Origin of the sequence: Pseudomonas sp. BIGb0381, assembly GCF_024809815.1 — a bacterium.
Taxonomy (GTDB): domain Bacteria; phylum Pseudomonadota; class Gammaproteobacteria; order Pseudomonadales; family Pseudomonadaceae; genus Aquipseudomonas.
On the sequence record NZ_JANUEN010000001.1, the window covers coordinates 54,768 to 69,318 of the forward strand.

Here is a 14,551-nt window from a genome sequence, read left to right on the forward strand (position 1 = left end):
TTCGTATTGAGAGAGGATTTCGATGGAACTGCATGGGGAGACATTGCCACACAGGGAAACACTCTTCCTGTACTGGCGTGTCCATGAAAGTCGAATCCAACAACGATGTGCAAACAATCCGCCCCCTGGATCAGGCGGCTATCAGCCATGCCTCAGTGCCCGCACCCGCGAAGGGCATCGATGAGCTTGCACATCTGTTCGGCCAGGAGGTGGAGCTCAACAGCCGAGCGCTGAGCGAGCGGAAGATGACGGTGCGCGTGCCCCCAGCCGCGCAGCTTGCGCAACTTTATGACCAGTTGGGCCATCCGGCCAAGAAGAAGCTGCCTTTCCTTTTAGCACTCTTCAGACAGCAATTGCAGGACAAACCTACTCTCGAAAAATTGCTGAAGCTTGCGGACGGGGACCCGGCGCGCGCGTTCGTGGTGCTCAAGCATATGGTGACCGAGGCAGGCAGCGAGGTCCGCCAGTCCGAGGCTACGTTGGCGCGCGATGCCATTGCCAAGCTTGAAGCCCGTTTCAAAGGGGAGATCCAGGCAGGCCTGAACATCGCCTTGGCATTGCAGTCTGCCGGGCTCGACCCTCAGGAGCGCCAGGCACTGCGTGTGCTCTACTACAGCAGTGTGGTCACGCGCCAGTCCCTGTCGACGATGATGCAGGCTTTGCTGGGTGTATACGGTGGTGAGCAGTTCCACGTCGGGCTCAAGGTGATGTGTGAGGCTTTGGCGGATGACATTGCGGCCAAGGTGTCGTCAATGCCCACGCCCCTGTTGCGCACTTTGCTGCTGGGCCTGCGGGACTGCGGGCAGTTGAGCTCCGTGTTGGCCGGGTGCAATGCGTTGATCGGGCGCTTGGGCATCGAACATGACGCGGTGGGCTTGTTGCAGCGTCTGCTGGCGTACGCCGGCAGCGGCATTGAGGCTGCTGAGGTCCTGCGACTGGCGAATGATCTGGGAGGGAGCTCATCCCTCCGGCAAGTGGTAGCCCTCCAGACGCTATACCCGTTGCTCCAGCAGTTGCCCTTGGCCTTGTGGTCTGACAGTCATGTACGACGGGATACCTTGGCTCGGCTTGTGGTGGTGGTGGATGAACTGGACCGGCATTTGCGCGGGCCTACACGATTTGCCGCTGAGCCGAGGACCATGACGTGACCGCTCTGTCGGCCATCAACCGCGTATTGCTCAAAGTGGCACAGCGCGCCGAAGTGTTGGGCGCGGTGGTGGTCATGGCCATCGTATTCATCTTTATTGTGCCGCTGCCCACCTGGCTGGTGGACATTTTGATCGCCCTGAATATCTGCATTTCGTGCCTGTTGATCGTGCTTGCGCTTTACCTGCCGGGCCCCCTGGCGTTTTCGTCGTTTCCGTCGATCCTGTTGTTGACCACCATGTTTCGACTGGCCCTGTCGATTGCAACCACGCGTCTGATCCTGCTGGAGCAGGATGCCGGCGACATCGTCGAGGCCTTTGGTAATTTTGTGGTGGGGGGCAACCTGGCAGTGGGGATGGTGATTTTCCTGATCCTGACCCTGGTCAACTTCCTGGTGATTACCAAGGGCTCGGAACGGGTTGCCGAGGTCGCGGCGCGGTTCAGCCTGGACGCGATGCCGGGCAAGCAGATGTCCATCGACAGTGACTTGCGTGCTGGCCTGATTGACGGCACACAAGCGCGGGACAAGCGCGAGCAATTGTCCCGTGAGAGCCAATTGTTCGGCGCGATGGACGGGGCCATGAAGTTCGTCAAGGGCGACGCTATCGCGGGGTTGATCATCGTCGTGGTCAACCTGTTGGGCGGCTTCTCTACGGGCATGTTCCAGCACGGCTTGAGCGCTGCTGATTCAATGGCGTTGTATTCGGTGCTGACGATCGGCGATGGCCTGATTGCACAAATTCCGGCGCTGCTGATCTCCCTGACCGCCGGCATGATCATCACCCGCGTGGCGCCGGAGGGGCGCAAAGGTATCAGTAACATGGGCGCCGAAATTGCCCGGCAAATGACCAGCGAGCCCAAGAGCTGGATAATCGCTTCGGTGGGCATGCTCGCGTTTGCGATAGTGCCCGGTATGCCGACCGGGGTATTTATCCTTATTTCGCTGATAACCGGCACCCTGGGGTATTACCTGATGCGCCAGCGTCAGCGACAAGCAGAGCCTGCGGCCGCAGCCGCCGAAGCCGTGCGTCCCGAAGAGAACGGAAAAGAGGACTTGCGCGGGTTCGATCCGTCGCGCCCTTACCTGTTGCTGTTCCCCCCGGTTTTGCGTGGGACGCCTGAGGTGGCGGAGCTTATTCATGGGATTCGCCAGTCCCGAAATGCACTGGTTGCCAATATTGGCCTGACCCTGCCGCCATTCGAAGTCGAACTCGATGACTCGCTGGCCGCCGACGAAATGCGTTTCTGTGTGCATGAAGTGCCGATGGTCAAGGCTTCGGTTGTCAACTATCTGGCCGTCGAGCGTAACGCCTTGACGGTCGAGACTGAGCATGGAATACCCGGGCTGGCTGAGCGTGATGAACAGGACTGGGTCTGGCTGGCACCGGATGATCCACTGCTCGATGACCCGCAATTGGAACGCTTTACTGCGACCACTCTGATCATCGAACGCATGAAGCAGGCCATGATGCTCAGTGGACCGCAGTTCCTGGGGATCCAGGAGAGCAAGTCGATCCTCAGCTGGCTGGAGCACAACCAGCCGGAGTTGGTGCAGGAACTGCAGCGAATCATGCCGCTATCGCGGTTTTCATCAGTGCTGCAACGTCTGGCCAGCGAAGGTGTACCGCTGCGGGCCGTACGGTTGATTGTCGAATCGCTGATCGAGTATGGCCAGCATGAGCGTGAGCCGGAAGCATTGGCCGACTACGCGCGTATTGCGCTCAAGGCGCAGATTTTCCACCAGTACAGCGAGGCCGACGGCCTGCATGCCTGGCTGCTTTCACCGCACTCTGAAAACATCCTGCGCGAGGCATTGCGCCAGACCCAGACCGGGGTGTTTTTCGCGCTGGACGACGACCATAGCGCTGTGTTGATCACCCTGCTCAGCCAGGCCTTTACCTTAAGGGCCAAGAGCAAGAGTGTGCTGTTGGTGGCGCAGGACCTGCGTAGTCCCTTGCGTACCTTGCTGCTGGAAGAGTTCAACCATGTCCCGGTGCTCTCATTCGCCGAGTTGGGGAGCACCTCCAAGGTCAAAGTGCTGGGGCGCATTGACCTTGGCCAGGACGAGCTGATGCGTGGTGCGGTGGCATGAGTATTTGGCCATGGCCAGCGTGGAGGTCTCGCTGATGTTTGAGTTAAGGGTGCTTGACGGGCTGCGTCAGGGCGCTGCGTTGCCGTTGTTTGGGGAGCAGTGGAGCATTGGCGCTCACGCGGACGCTGACCTGATGCTGAACGACCCGAGCGTCGTCGAGCAGCATGCGCGCCTGCGGTTTATCGACGCCAACTGGTTGGTGCAGGCCGAAGCCGGGCTGTTGCGAGACCCCGAAGGCCAGGTACTGGCGCAGATCGCCAAACTGGAACTGAACGTGCCGTTTTCAGTGGGAGGGGTGCGCCTGTGCGTCACCTTGGCCGAGCAGCCCTGGCCCCAACCCACAGCCCCTGCGACGGTAGCGCCGCTACCGGCCAATGAGCCTGCGCAAGGGATGAAGTTATCGTCAATCTCGCACTCGCAGCAAAAGCGCCTGATCAGCCTGGTGTTGGTGGTGACGGTAATTATCGTGGCAGTGGGCATGGTCTCCACAGGGGAGCGTGAGGCACAGGCTTCGCTGATGCAGCCCGTGGTTCATAAGCAGGAATTGGCCTCGTCTTTTGAAGTACGCCAGCAGCTGTTGAAGATGCTCAGCGAGCGTGAGTTGAGTCAGCGGGTCATCTTGCAAGTGATCAATGGCCAGGTGGCGCTCAGCGGAGATGTTTCTCAGGACGACGTGGAGCTGGTAGCGCGCATGCTCAGCCGTTTTGGTGAGCAATTCGACAGCTCGGTGCCGGTGATCAGCCGTGTGCGTGTGCGTGATAGCACGCTGCCATTTAGGATTGTGCAGATCGTCGGCGGGCCGAACGGTCACGTGGTCCTGGAGGAGGGCGGCCGACTGTTTGTGGGCGACGAAGTGGAAGGGTTGCGATTGGTGCTGATCGACAACAGCAAGGTGGTCTTCGACGGCGCGCAGCGTTACGAGGTGCGCTGGTGAGTGCAGATCTGCAAGCGCGTCTTGAAGCCTGGCAGCAGCGCCAGTCCCAGTCATTGAGCAGCTTTGCGCCGGTGACGATGCGTGGCCGAATCCAGCGCGTCAACGGCATGCTGCTGCAGTGCCGGCTACCCCAGGCGCGTATCGGTGACTTGTGCCAGGTGGAAAAAAGTCCGGGCGACTATATGCTCGCCGAGATCATCGGCTTCGATCAGCAGGATGCGGTGCTCAGTGCCTTGGGTAATTTGGAAGGCGTGCGGGTAGGGGCTGGAGTGGAGCGCCTTGGGGTATCCCATCGAGTCCAGGTCAGCGAGGCCCTGTTGGGCCAGGTGCTGGATGGTTTCGGACGGCCGATTACGGGGCAGGGCGTGAGTGCGTTTGTCGAGGCTGACTTACCGGATACCAGTGCGGTGTTGTGTGAAGCGCCGTTGCCCACCGAGCGGCCGAGGATTAACCGTGCACTGGCCACCGGAGTGCGCTCGATCGATGGCCTGATGACGATTGGCGAGGGCCAGCGTGTAGGCCTGTTCGCCGGGGCCGGTTGTGGCAAGACCACCTTGCTGGCCGAGATCGCGCGTAACGTCGAGTGCGATGTCATCGTATTCGGGCTGATCGGCGAGCGGGGGCGGGAGCTGCGTGAATTTCTTGACCATGAGCTCGATGACCAGTTGCGCGCCAAGGCGGTACTGGTGTGCGCCACCTCCGATCGTTCCAGCATGGAGCGCGCGCGGGCCGCGTTCACGGCCACGGCATTGGCCGAAGGGTTTCGGCGCAAGGGGCAACGGGTATTGCTGCTGATTGACTCCTTGACCCGTTTCGCCCGGGCCCAGCGTGAAATCGGCCTGGCTGCCGGCGAACCCCTGGGGCGCGGAGGTTTGCCTCCCTCGGTATACAGCCTGCTGCCACGGCTGGTGGAGCGTGCCGGGTTGACGCGTGACGGTGTGATCACCGCGATCTATACGGTGCTGATTGAGCAGGACTCCATGAACGATCCGGTGGCCGATGAAGTTCGCTCGCTGCTCGATGGGCATATCGTGTTGTCCCGCAAGCTTGCCGAGCGTGGGCACTACCCGGCGGTGGATGTGTTGGCAAGCCTTTCACGGATCTTGAGCAACGTCGCAGAGCCGGAGGACATCCAGGCGGGTACGGCATTGCGACGGTTGTTGTCGGCGTACCAACAGATCGAGCTGATGCTCAAGCTGGGGGAGTATCAACCTGGCAGCGATGCCCTGACCGATTTGGCGGTGGACAGCCGTCAGGCGGTCGACGGGTTCCTGCGCCAGGACTTGCGCGAGCCTACGCCGATGTTGACGACGCTGGAGCTGCTTAAGGACCTGACCGCCCATGTCCCATTCTGATGTGCTTCTCGGCGAAGTCGAGACGCTGCGGCGCCTGCGCAGGCATAGGGCTGACCGCGCCGAGCGCGCCCTGCGTGAGGCCAAGCGTGCCCAGCAGGCCCTGCTCGCACATATCCAGCAGGCTAAGAATGCGCTTGAGCAGACTCGGCAGGAGGAGGCTCGGCAAAGTGCTGAATTGCTCAGTCAGCATCAGGGTCAGGTGCTGAGCCTGAAGGCCTTGAAATCGTGGGGCGCACAGGAGCGAACATTATCTGCCGGTACCCGGCGGGACCAAGGCCAACTGGCGCAATTACAAGGCCAGCAGGACGAAAAGGAAAGCCGCGTCGGGAGTGCTCAGAGGCACGTCACCGAGTGTCTGCGGCAGGTGGAGAAACTTCAGGAGTTATCCCTACTTCTGGCTCAGGAGCCGACATGACCCAGGTTTCAAATAAACCCCTTGAGCGGCCACGTCCGCGTGAGGTGCGCGAGGAGCGGGAGCCGGGCGCTACGGGCGTAGTGCCTTGGGAACAAGTGCGACTGTTCACTCAACTGTTTGCCGATAACGATGAAGGCACTGGATCGGGAGCTTCCTTAGCGGGAATCAAGGCGTCGGCCGGTGCCTCCATGGTCGAGGCCCTCACCGAACAATTGGCCCCTCGTGTACAGGCCGGTTCCCAATGGCCGCTGCAGGCGGTGTTGTACTTGCCTCGGCTGGGGCGGATCAACGCCAGCGTTCGCCGTGAGCAGAGTGCCTGGAGCATCGAGCTGGAAGCGGAACATGACGCCACGGCACGTTGGCTCAGCGGCGTGCGGCAACAGTGTGAGGACCGGTTCTCGGCAGTGCTGGGGTTGCCGGTCAACCTGCTTGTGCCTAGTACCGGCTGCGCATGAGAGTGCCGCACTTGAGCTTTCCCTTGATCAAGAGCAACACGGTTGCCGCACGCCGTCGACTGGGGCGCGGCTTGTGCCTGGCGTTTCAGGTCGCCGGCGAGGACGGCGAGCTGCGACTGGAACCTGGACGGGCCCCAGCAGGGGCCGAGGCGTTCTGCTTCGAAACCGTGTGTGGTGTCCTGGCGCTCGCGGAAGCGGGGCCGTTGCTCAGCCTGCTGGGCGAATGCCCGGTGACATTGGCCCCGTCCGGCAACGATCCGGAGTCCTGGTTCTGGGCTTTGTTCCAGCATCACCTGAGCCCGCAGGTGAGTGCGTTATTGGGGTATATGCGATTGCTGGAGACCGATCGGCCCAAGGGGTTTGGTTGTCGGCTCAGCGTAACCTTGGGGGCGTCGCGGGTCGTGGGCTATCTGTGGCTGGCCCCTGAAACTTTCTTGGCGTTGTGCGACGCCGGGCCGTGGCGCACCGCTGCCGGGCCGATGCCGACGCGGTTCCAATTGGCTATTGCCGTGACCCTTGGGCGTTTGCAGTTACCGATTGCACAGGCTCGTAGCCTGCGTACCGGTGATGTGCTGGTGCTTGAGCAGACCTTTTTTCAAGCCCAGGGCAGCGGCTACATACAGGTTGGAAAGCAGCGGCTACATGGCTGCATTGACGATGCCACTGGTCTTTTGTGCCTGACCCTTACTTCTATCGAGGACACGTCCATGGACGAAGAGTTTGCAGCGCCCCATTATTCGGAATATGAGGCGGGGGAGCCCGTGGAGGATGTGTTTGGCCATGAGCCGTTCGATGAGTTGAGCATGGCGCTGAATGTACGCTGCGGAACGCTGAACCTCACGCTGGGTGAGCTGCGTAATCTCGCACCCGGCTCGATACTCGGTATTGCCGGCTATGCCCCTGGTATGGCAGGCCTGTACTACGGTGATCGGCCTATTGGCCAGGGGCAGTTGGTGGAAGTCGACGGGCGCCTTGGCTTGCAGTTATCTCGTGTGCTGTTCGGCCGATGATACTCCAGGGGCTCGACCCCCTCGTTCTCGCGCTTTTTCTTGGGGCATTGACGTTGATGCCCCTGCTGTTGGTCATCTGCACATCGTTTTTGAAAATCGTGATTGTGCTGATGATTACCCGAAATGCCATCGGCGTGCAGCAAGTGCCACCCAGCATGGCAATCAATGGCATAGCGTTGGCAGCGACTTTGTTCATCATGGCGCCGGTGGGTTACGAGATCGCCGAGAGCGTCAAGGCTTCGCCCTTGGACATGAGCAATGTGCAAACGGTACTGCAGACGGGTGGAGAAGCCATCAAGCCGTTGCGTGCCTTCATGCTGCGCAACGTGGACCCGGATGTGCTGACGCATCTGTTGGAAAATACCGCGCGGCTGTGGCCCGCACAGATGGCGCAGGAGGTGCAGCGCGAGGACCTGATCCTGCTGATTCCGGCCTTTGTGCTATCGCAGTTGCAGGCAGGGTTCGAGATCGGCTTCCTGATCTACATTCCCTTCATCGTGATCGACCTGATTGTCTCCAACCTGCTGCTGGCGCTGGGCATGCAAATGGTCTCGCCGATGACCATTTCCCTGCCGCTCAAACTGCTGTTGTTCGTGCTGGTGTCCGGCTGGTCGCGGCTGCTCGACAGCTTGTTCCTCTCCTATCTCTGAGTGGCTTATGGAACCGATCGTGCTGTTCAAACAGGGCATGCTGTTGGTGGTGGTGTTGTCGGCGCCACCGTTGATCGTAGCCGTCGTGGTGGGTGTGCTGACGTCCCTGGTGCAGGCACTGATGCAGATACAGGACCAGACGCTGCCCTTTGGCATCAAGCTGGTGGCGGTGGGTATTACGCTGATCATGACCGGGCGCTGGATTGGCGTGGAGTTGATCCAACTGATCAACCTCACCTTCGAGATGATCGGCCGCTCGGCCCTGAACTGAGGCCTCGCCTGTGCTGCTCTATCTCGAATTCCTGCCCAGCCTGGTGATCGGCATGGCGCGTATCTACCCCTGTGCCATCCTGGTGGCGGCGTTTTGTTTTCAGCACATACGCGGCATGCCTCGGCACACCATTGTGATGGTCATGGCATTGCTGCCCGCGCCTGGTATCCATGCGGCGCTGGAGGGCCAGGATTACTCGGCGCTCATGCTCGGTGGGTTGGTGCTCAAGGAGGTGGCGCTGGGGTTGTTGCTGGGAGTGTTGCTGGCGATGCCGTTCTGGATGTTCGAAGCAGTGGGGGCATTGCTGGATAACCAACGCGGTGCGCTTGCCGGTGGTCAGCTCAACCCTTCGCTTGGGCCGGATGCCACGCCCATCGGGCACTTGTTCAAGCAGCTGGCGATTTTTCTGCTGATGGTCAGCCTGGGGTTGGGCGCGGTGACGCAGGTGATCTGGGACAGTTACCTGATCTGGCCCCCCACCGTGTGGTTTCCGCTGCCTGCGCCTAATGGCATGAGTGTATTTGTCGGCCTGCTGGGCGATACCTTCACGCACATGATGCTGTACGCCGCGCCCTTCATTGCGGTGCTGTTGTTGCTGGAGTTCGGTATTGCGTTGCTGGGGGTCTACAGCCAGCAATTACAGGTGAGTACGCTGGCGCCGCCGGTCAAGAGCCTGGCAGGTATTGGTATTGTGCTGTTGTACTTTGCGCTGCTGCAGGACCTGATTGTCGGGCGCATGCTCCAGTTGGGTGACCTGAAACACTCGCTGGGGCTTCTCTTCAAGGCCTCAGTACCATGAGTGACTCGGGGGAAAAAAAGCACCCGGCTTCAGCCAAGAAACTGCGCGACCAGCGCAAGAAAGGCCAGGTCGCCCAGAGCCAGGATGTTCCCAAATTAGTGGTGCTCACCGCCATCAGTGAGATCGCCTTGTTAACCGCCGAGACCAGTCTTCAGCGCTTCCAGCAATTGATGGTGTTGCCGATGTCGCGCTTGAACCAGCCGTTTGTACGCGCGTTGGAGGAGGTGCTGGTTGAAGGGCTGGTCATGTTTGCTTCGTTTGCCCTGTTGATGGTCGCAGTGGCGATCACGGCGAAGCTGATCAGCAGTTGGATGCAATTCGGGTTGCTGTTCGCCCCGGAAGCGCTGAAGCTCGATTTCAATCGCCTCAACCCTGTCAGCCAGATCAAGCAAATGTTCTCTGCCCAGTCGGTGATGAATCTGATGATGAGCATCGCCAAGGCGTTCCTTATCGGCCTGATTGTGTACCTGGTGGTCTGGCCTTCGCTGGGGGTGTTGATCAATTTGGCAAACAGCGATCTGCAAAGTTACCTGCTGGCGCTGATTGCCCTGTTCCGCCATCTGCTGCACGCCTGCCTTGGGTTGCTGCTGGTGCTGGCCCTGATTGACCTGGCCTTGCAGAAACACTTCTTCGCCAAACGCATGCGCATGACCCAGGTCGAGGTCGTCAAGGAGTACAAGGACATGGAAGGCGACCCCCATGTGAAAGGCCAGCGCCGCTCGTTGGCGTACCAGCTGGCCCAGGAGGAGCCGAAGGTCAAGCTGCCCAAGCTGGAGGAGGCCGATATGCTGGTGGTCAACCCGACGCACTTTGCGGTCGCCTTGTACTACCGGCCCGGTAAGACGCCGCTGCCGTTACTGATCGGCAAAGGCACCGACGCCGAGGCCCGCACGTTGATCGTACGAGCCAAGGCCGCCGAGGTGCCCGTGATCCAGTGTGTGTGGCTGGCCCGCACGCTCTATACGAAACAGCTCGGCGCGAGCATTCCTCGCGAAACCTTGCAGGCCGTTGCGCTGATCTACCGCACCTTGCGCGAGCTGGATGACGAAGCCAAGCGCGAAACCCTGGAATTGCCGGAGCTTGAGCGGCGTTGATCAGCGACTGGAAGGCGCGTCCAGGGCGCCGAGGTTGGCCAGCGATAACATCCGGCTGAAAATCTTGTCCAGCGTGTTATGCGCTGCAGGCAGCGCGTGCCAGATCACCAGGGCGTACTGGGCATCGAGGTAGATGAAAAAGCCATCGTATAACGACGCGTACTCAAAGCGTCGCTCCAGTATCCATTGCAGTTGCCCGGTTTGTTGCGCTTCACGGGCGATATGCAAGGCCACCCCCGGCTGACTGCCGCCTTGCAGCGCGCACAGCTTGATGCCGGGAGCGAGCAGCTGGTGAGCGGCAGCGCCGCTCACCAGACTGTTCAGAAACACCTGGCGTTGTGCGTCGGGCATTTCCTTCACGCTCATCGTTCCAGTGATACCGTTTGATAGTCTTTTCGCTCCCCGGCGGGGCCAGGCTCGACACGCATTTGCGGTGGCCACCAGATCACCATTTTGTCCTTGGTCGCTTGCGGGCGAGAGCACGAGTCACCCTTGCAGGTGGGGGTGCAGCCGGCGACGAGCAGTACAGTGCCGATCAGGGTGACGCAAAATAAGCGGTGTTTCATGGGGTAGCCTTTTGAGCAGGAGTGATCAAGGAGGGGCGGGGCACACTGAGGTGTTCATCCTTCACCACAGGGCGCATGGCGATAAATACCTCGGCTTCTTCACCCGGCTTGAGCCAGGCGCGCGGCCATACGCTGACGGCCAGGGTCTGGGAGTTACTGCACTCCTTTTCGTCGATACGCACATTGCGTTTGAACTGGTTGCGCAACACCACCACCGCTACGTTGTACTCAGGGCCTGCATACCACTGGCTGCGTTCGGTGTTCAGCGCCAGCAAGTCGCGGGTGTTGCACAGGGTATTCAGCCCCAGCGGCATCGGTGCCGCCTTGAACGCCTTGGGCACTTCACCGCTGACCAAATGCGCCAGGGTGCTGATGATATCGCTGCGCTTGATCACCGGTTGGTGAGGGCTATAGCGCCGCGCCAACGGTGCGAGGGCTGCCTGCAATTCGACTTGGTCGTCCTGGGGCAGGTAGCGCGACGGATCGGCCTGGTCACCGATGACGCGCGGGGTGAGAATGAACAGGCGTTCACGCCGATTGTTCTGCCGTTCGGTCGAGGAAAACAGCGCCTTGCCCAGCAGGGGGATATCACCCAGCAGAGGCACTTTGTTGTGCTTGTCAGTGTTTTCGGTCACGTGGAAACCGCCGACCACCAATGAACGTTTTTCCGCCATCACAGCCTGGGTGCTGACTTTGCCTCGGCGTACGTCAAGGTTGCCGGGGAGGGGGTTGGTCTCGTCGAAATTGCCGTCTTCAATATCCACCACCAAGTGGATCTGATGGCCCCCACGGCTGGTGATGACGCGTGGCACTACCTGGAAGCTGGTGCCCACGGTGACCGGCAAAATGGTTGCGTTCTCCCTACCGGGCGTCAGGTATTGCGTGCGGTTGAAGTCGATCACCGCCGGTTGGTTTTCCAGCGTGAGCACCGAAGGGTTGGAGACCATGGTTGCCAGTCCCTTGGCTTCCAATGCGCGTATATCGGCATAGAAGCGATCGCGATTTTCGATCGACAGCTGCGACGAGGTGCCCGGTGACACGTTGGCACCGCCGCGGAAACGACTGTTCTGGAAACCCCAGTTCACCCCGAACTCACGCAACTGCGTGCGTTCGATATCGAGAATGATCGCGTCGATTTCCACCAGCTTGCGCGCCACATCGAGTTGGGTGATCAGCTCGCGGTACATGGCCTGGCGTTCCGGCAAGTCATAAATCAGCACCGCGTTGTTGCGCACATCGGCTTCGACGCGAATCCGACTATTGGAGACCGGGGCGCGTGGGGTGAGCGCGGGGCCGATGTCCAGTGATGCCGGGTTGGCGTTAGCACCGAGCATCTGCCCCAGCAACGGGTTGCCCAGCCGGGGAATGGTGGGTGTGAGCGGCGCGGGTTGAGAGGTGGGACGTTGACTCAGCCCCGCAAGCGTTGAGGAGGAGCGCGGCTCCAACAAGCCGCGCAAAATGCTGGCCACCCCTGGGATGGTGAGCTTCTCGCCGCGATAATCCACCAGGCGGTCCGCTGCATTTGCGAACTTCAGCGGATAACTCAGCACACTCTGTTTTTCATCCGGTGAACGGCGTTGACTGCTGAACTGCTTGATCTGCTCGATGTAGCGTCGAGGACCGGAGACGAGCACTACGCCATCTTCGGGTAACTCACCCCAGCCGAAACGACTGTCGAGCAGGCCAATATCGGTGAGGGCCTGTTTGAGGTCGGCGATGGTTTCGGAAGAGACTTCCAGGCGTGCGGATTCCTGCTGGTCGAGGGTGCTGATATAGAGGGTGTTGTTGTACAGGTACCACTGGAAACGGTGCTCTACACCGAGACGGTCGAGCAGCGACTGCGGGGTATTGGCGCGGATCTTGCCATTGACGTTGCCTTCCAGCAGGCCCTCGACTTGAAGCTGTGTGCCGAAGGTCTGGGCGAAGTCTTCGAGTACTTCCCGTAGGGGTTTGTGCTCGGCTTCATAGGCGTAGGCGGTGTTTTTCCATTCGGGGGGGATGGCCGCCAATGTGTGTTCCACTGGAATCAGTAGCCAGGGCAACAGGAGTATGGTGCGCCAATGGGCTCTTTTGGGCGACTTGCCAGGCGAATCAAAGCGCAAGCAACTGCGCTTGTGGATCTTGTTATACATAGACAATTCTCTGGTTAGTACGAGAGTGAACGGAGTGAGGTGGGTTTGAGGTTTTGGGCTGGGCGAGCGAGGCGTGCGAACGTGGCTCGCCATATGTCGCGCTGGTTGAGCAGGGTTTCAAAGCAACAGAGCACTTGTGCTTCTTCCCGCTCCTCGCGCAGGGTTTGAATCAGCCAAAGCTCTTCACTGTCAGCTTTTCGGACCAATACGCCTTGAAAGCGGCTTAGGCTGACCGCGCCCAAGCGCATCCAACTTTGCAAGCTCGCGTTATCTGAAGACGCGGATGTCAGTTGAGCTTCCAATAAAATGAAGGGGCCCTGTCGTTTTAAAATAATTTCGTCGTTATTTTCAGATAAGTTGAGTTGCTCCTCTTGGCTACGTAACCATTCAAGAATCAGGTCGTTCATGTTATTGAAAACTTTCAATGGTCGTTTTTAGAGAAAGCAGCTCAACTCGATGATTCTCAGTGAACATCCCGTGGGTCGCTAAAGACTGCATTGATAACCTATGGAATAGTTCACCGTCCAATTCTTCGCTCACGCTGGCTTGAAGCCGTTTGTACGAAGAGTCAGCCATTTTTGTTGCTTGGTGCGCGAGTGTCTTGGTAGCGGACATAGCGGTTCCTTTAAACTCTGTTATTGGTATTTTTTTACTGATTTGGTTTGTTGCAGAGCGCAGTTTTCAGCATGAACTGAGCATTATTAGATGTTGCTCCGATATTCTTTATAAGGTGTGAAAAAAAGCGGTGAGCATGGTCTCCCAGCTGATACAAAAGTCTCCCTCCTCTGTTTTCAGAATCAGTGTTTGAGGAGGGGTCGCCTCATCCGCGTTAAGTTTCCAAATAGTAGGTTTTTGATGAGCAAACCATCGTTTTATCTCATCAAAATCATGCGGATGGCAGAATAGGTCCGCGCAGACTTCGTGGACTTGATTAGCCATCAATTGCCTCAGGAGTGCCGCCAGCCTGATGGGACGGGGTGTTTCATCAAGCAGGCATCGAATAGCCTCACGGGTGATGAAACTCGCATGTTGCTCGAGCTTGTCGCACATGGCTTGACGATCGTGCTCCCAACGTTTGAGCTGAGCATCAGCGCGTCGCCAGATTTCCAGAGATGCTTCCTCCTTCAACGTCTCACATCTTTTTTGCGCCAAACTCAGCAACTTATCGGCTTGATCGTTGGCGTGCCTCAAGAGCTGTTCTGCCTGTATCCAATTTGCAAGTTCTTCCCGTGGGATGAGACTGCGAGGCAATTCGTGCCTGTCCTTGGGCACATCAATGGTATGTCGGTATAACATCACTGATCTCCTTACCCATGTGAGCCAGGGGGTATAGAGTCGCTTGGCAAGGAGGTTACACGCCAGACGACCGCCTGCCAGAGGGTGCTTAATCGGTTGCTTGTGTTCTCTAGGCAGATAGATTTTTTTTCAACCTCATACGTTCTCTGACGGGGAAAGCGCAATCTAAGGCGCTGCCAGATAGGAGGGTCGAGCCAGCTAAGTAGCAGTTGTAATGGATCTGCGTCGGGGGAAAGCATTGCAGGAGGAAGTGCCTTAGATAGGCGTCTGCACCAGTGGTGATGACTTTCACTCAACGTTGGAGCCGCATGAGGATTAACGGTGTCGTGAGCCAGT

The 14,551-nt window shown here is 59.1% G+C and carries 17 protein-coding genes; 11 read left to right on the forward strand and 6 right to left on the reverse strand.

What is annotated here, in order from left to right:
- Positions 1-83: 83 nt before the first annotated feature.
- The 11 genes from sctW to sctU are packed head-to-tail and all read left to right on the forward strand — an operon-like array spanning position 84 to position 10,221.
- A complete protein-coding gene (sctW, locus tag M2397_RS00255; RefSeq protein ID WP_145335563.1) occupies positions 84-1,148 on the forward strand; it encodes a type III secretion system gatekeeper subunit SctW in 1,065 nt (354 codons plus the stop codon).
- Positions 1,145-3,238, forward strand: a complete 2,094-nt coding sequence (gene sctV / locus M2397_RS00260; RefSeq protein ID WP_259242121.1) for a type III secretion system export apparatus subunit SctV — start codon at positions 1,145-1,147, stop codon at positions 3,236-3,238. The genes sctW and sctV overlap by 4 nt, the downstream gene beginning before the upstream one ends.
- A 34-nt stretch (positions 3,239-3,272) precedes the next feature.
- A complete protein-coding gene (locus tag M2397_RS00265) occupies positions 3,273-4,172 on the forward strand; it encodes an FHA domain-containing protein (RefSeq protein ID WP_259242449.1) in 900 nt (299 codons plus the stop codon).
- Entirely contained in the window at positions 4,169-5,527 is a 1,359-nt protein-coding gene (locus tag M2397_RS00270) for a FliI/YscN family ATPase (protein ID WP_131700419.1), read from the forward strand. The genes M2397_RS00265 and M2397_RS00270 overlap by 4 nt, the downstream gene beginning before the upstream one ends.
- Complete coding sequence (locus M2397_RS00275) at positions 5,514-5,942, forward strand: type III secretion system stalk subunit SctO (protein WP_131700418.1); 429 nt, start codon at positions 5,514-5,516, stop codon at positions 5,940-5,942. The genes M2397_RS00270 and M2397_RS00275 overlap by 14 nt, the downstream gene beginning before the upstream one ends.
- Positions 5,939-6,397, forward strand: coding sequence for a type III secretion system HrpP C-terminal domain-containing protein (locus tag M2397_RS00280; RefSeq protein WP_131700417.1), 459 nt, complete (start codon positions 5,939-5,941; stop codon positions 6,395-6,397). Before M2397_RS00275 ends, M2397_RS00280 begins: the two co-directional genes overlap by 4 nt.
- Positions 6,394-7,407, forward strand: coding sequence for a FliM/FliN family flagellar motor switch protein (locus M2397_RS00285; RefSeq protein WP_259242122.1), 1,014 nt, complete (start codon positions 6,394-6,396; stop codon positions 7,405-7,407). Before M2397_RS00280 ends, M2397_RS00285 begins: the two co-directional genes overlap by 4 nt.
- The gene (gene sctR, locus M2397_RS00290) at positions 7,404-8,057 is read left to right on the forward strand and encodes a type III secretion system export apparatus subunit SctR (protein WP_115486563.1); all 654 of its coding nucleotides are present in this window, start codon (positions 7,404-7,406) and stop codon (positions 8,055-8,057) included. The genes M2397_RS00285 and sctR overlap by 4 nt, the downstream gene beginning before the upstream one ends.
- Before the next feature lie 7 nt (positions 8,058-8,064).
- Entirely contained in the window at positions 8,065-8,328 is a 264-nt protein-coding gene (gene sctS / locus M2397_RS00295) for a type III secretion system export apparatus subunit SctS (protein WP_065938437.1), read from the forward strand.
- 10 nt (positions 8,329-8,338) lie between these two features.
- On the forward strand, positions 8,339-9,127 hold the full coding sequence (sctT, locus tag M2397_RS00300) for a type III secretion system export apparatus subunit SctT (protein ID WP_131700415.1): 789 nt from the start codon (positions 8,339-8,341) through the stop codon (positions 9,125-9,127).
- Positions 9,124-10,221, forward strand: coding sequence for a type III secretion system export apparatus subunit SctU (gene sctU, locus M2397_RS00305; RefSeq protein ID WP_131700414.1), 1,098 nt, complete (start codon positions 9,124-9,126; stop codon positions 10,219-10,221). Before sctT ends, sctU begins: the two co-directional genes overlap by 4 nt.
- On the opposite strand, the gene M2397_RS00310 is transcribed toward sctU, so the two are convergent.
- From M2397_RS00310 to sctL, 6 genes are all read right to left on the reverse strand, one after another.
- Positions 10,222-10,572: a transcriptional regulator gene (locus M2397_RS00310; RefSeq protein ID WP_145335457.1), complete on the reverse strand. Its 351-nt coding sequence runs from the start codon at positions 10,570-10,572 to the stop codon at positions 10,222-10,224.
- Positions 10,573-10,583: 11 nt separating this feature from the next.
- The gene (hrpT, locus tag M2397_RS00315) at positions 10,584-10,787 is read right to left on the reverse strand and encodes an HrpT family type III secretion system protein (RefSeq protein WP_131700412.1); all 204 of its coding nucleotides are present in this window, start codon (positions 10,785-10,787) and stop codon (positions 10,584-10,586) included.
- Positions 10,784-12,919, reverse strand: a complete 2,136-nt coding sequence (sctC, locus tag M2397_RS00320) for a type III secretion system outer membrane ring subunit SctC (protein WP_131700411.1) — start codon at positions 12,917-12,919, stop codon at positions 10,784-10,786. The genes hrpT and sctC overlap by 4 nt, the downstream gene beginning before the upstream one ends.
- A gap of 14 nt (positions 12,920-12,933) precedes the next feature.
- Positions 12,934-13,326: a type III secretion protein gene (locus M2397_RS00325; protein WP_122309099.1), complete on the reverse strand. Its 393-nt coding sequence runs from the start codon at positions 13,324-13,326 to the stop codon at positions 12,934-12,936.
- A 1-nt stretch (position 13,327) separates the two neighbouring features.
- On the reverse strand, positions 13,328-13,534 hold the full coding sequence (locus tag M2397_RS00330; protein WP_145335452.1) for a hypothetical protein: 207 nt from the start codon (positions 13,532-13,534) through the stop codon (positions 13,328-13,330).
- A 108-nt stretch (positions 13,535-13,642) separates the two neighbouring features.
- Positions 13,643-14,215, reverse strand: coding sequence for a type III secretion system stator protein SctL (gene sctL / locus M2397_RS00335; RefSeq protein ID WP_145335450.1), 573 nt, complete (start codon positions 14,213-14,215; stop codon positions 13,643-13,645).
- Between the last annotated feature and the right edge of the window lie 336 nt (positions 14,216-14,551).

Excerpts from the sequence above, each read along its gene's own strand:
- sctW (WP_145335563.1), top strand. The coding sequence starts at position 84 with ATGAAAGTCGAATCCAACAACGATGTGCAAACAATCCGCCCCCTGGAT.
- M2397_RS00265 (WP_259242449.1), top strand. The coding sequence starts at position 3,273 with ATGTTTGAGTTAAGGGTGCTTGACGGGCTGCGTCAGGGCGCTGCGTTG.
- M2397_RS00275 (WP_131700418.1), top strand. The coding sequence starts at position 5,514 with ATGTCCCATTCTGATGTGCTTCTCGGCGAAGTCGAGACGCTGCGGCGC.
- M2397_RS00280 (WP_131700417.1), top strand. The coding sequence starts at position 5,939 with ATGACCCAGGTTTCAAATAAACCCCTTGAGCGGCCACGTCCGCGTGAG.
- M2397_RS00285 (WP_259242122.1), top strand. The coding sequence starts at position 6,394 with ATGAGAGTGCCGCACTTGAGCTTTCCCTTGATCAAGAGCAACACGGTT.
- sctR (WP_115486563.1), top strand. The coding sequence starts at position 7,404 with ATGATACTCCAGGGGCTCGACCCCCTCGTTCTCGCGCTTTTTCTTGGG.
- sctS (WP_065938437.1), top strand. The coding sequence starts at position 8,065 with ATGGAACCGATCGTGCTGTTCAAACAGGGCATGCTGTTGGTGGTGGTG.
- sctU (WP_131700414.1), top strand. The coding sequence starts at position 9,124 with ATGAGTGACTCGGGGGAAAAAAAGCACCCGGCTTCAGCCAAGAAACTG.
- M2397_RS00310 (WP_145335457.1), bottom strand. The coding sequence starts at position 10,572 with ATGCCCGACGCACAACGCCAGGTGTTTCTGAACAGTCTGGTGAGCGGC.
- hrpT (WP_131700412.1), bottom strand. The coding sequence starts at position 10,787 with ATGAAACACCGCTTATTTTGCGTCACCCTGATCGGCACTGTACTGCTC.
- sctC (WP_131700411.1), bottom strand. The coding sequence starts at position 12,919 with ATGTATAACAAGATCCACAAGCGCAGTTGCTTGCGCTTTGATTCGCCT.
- M2397_RS00325 (WP_122309099.1), bottom strand. The coding sequence starts at position 13,326 with ATGAACGACCTGATTCTTGAATGGTTACGTAGCCAAGAGGAGCAACTC.
- M2397_RS00330 (WP_145335452.1), bottom strand. The coding sequence starts at position 13,534 with ATGTCCGCTACCAAGACACTCGCGCACCAAGCAACAAAAATGGCTGAC.
- sctL (WP_145335450.1), bottom strand. The coding sequence starts at position 14,215 with ATGTTATACCGACATACCATTGATGTGCCCAAGGACAGGCACGAATTG.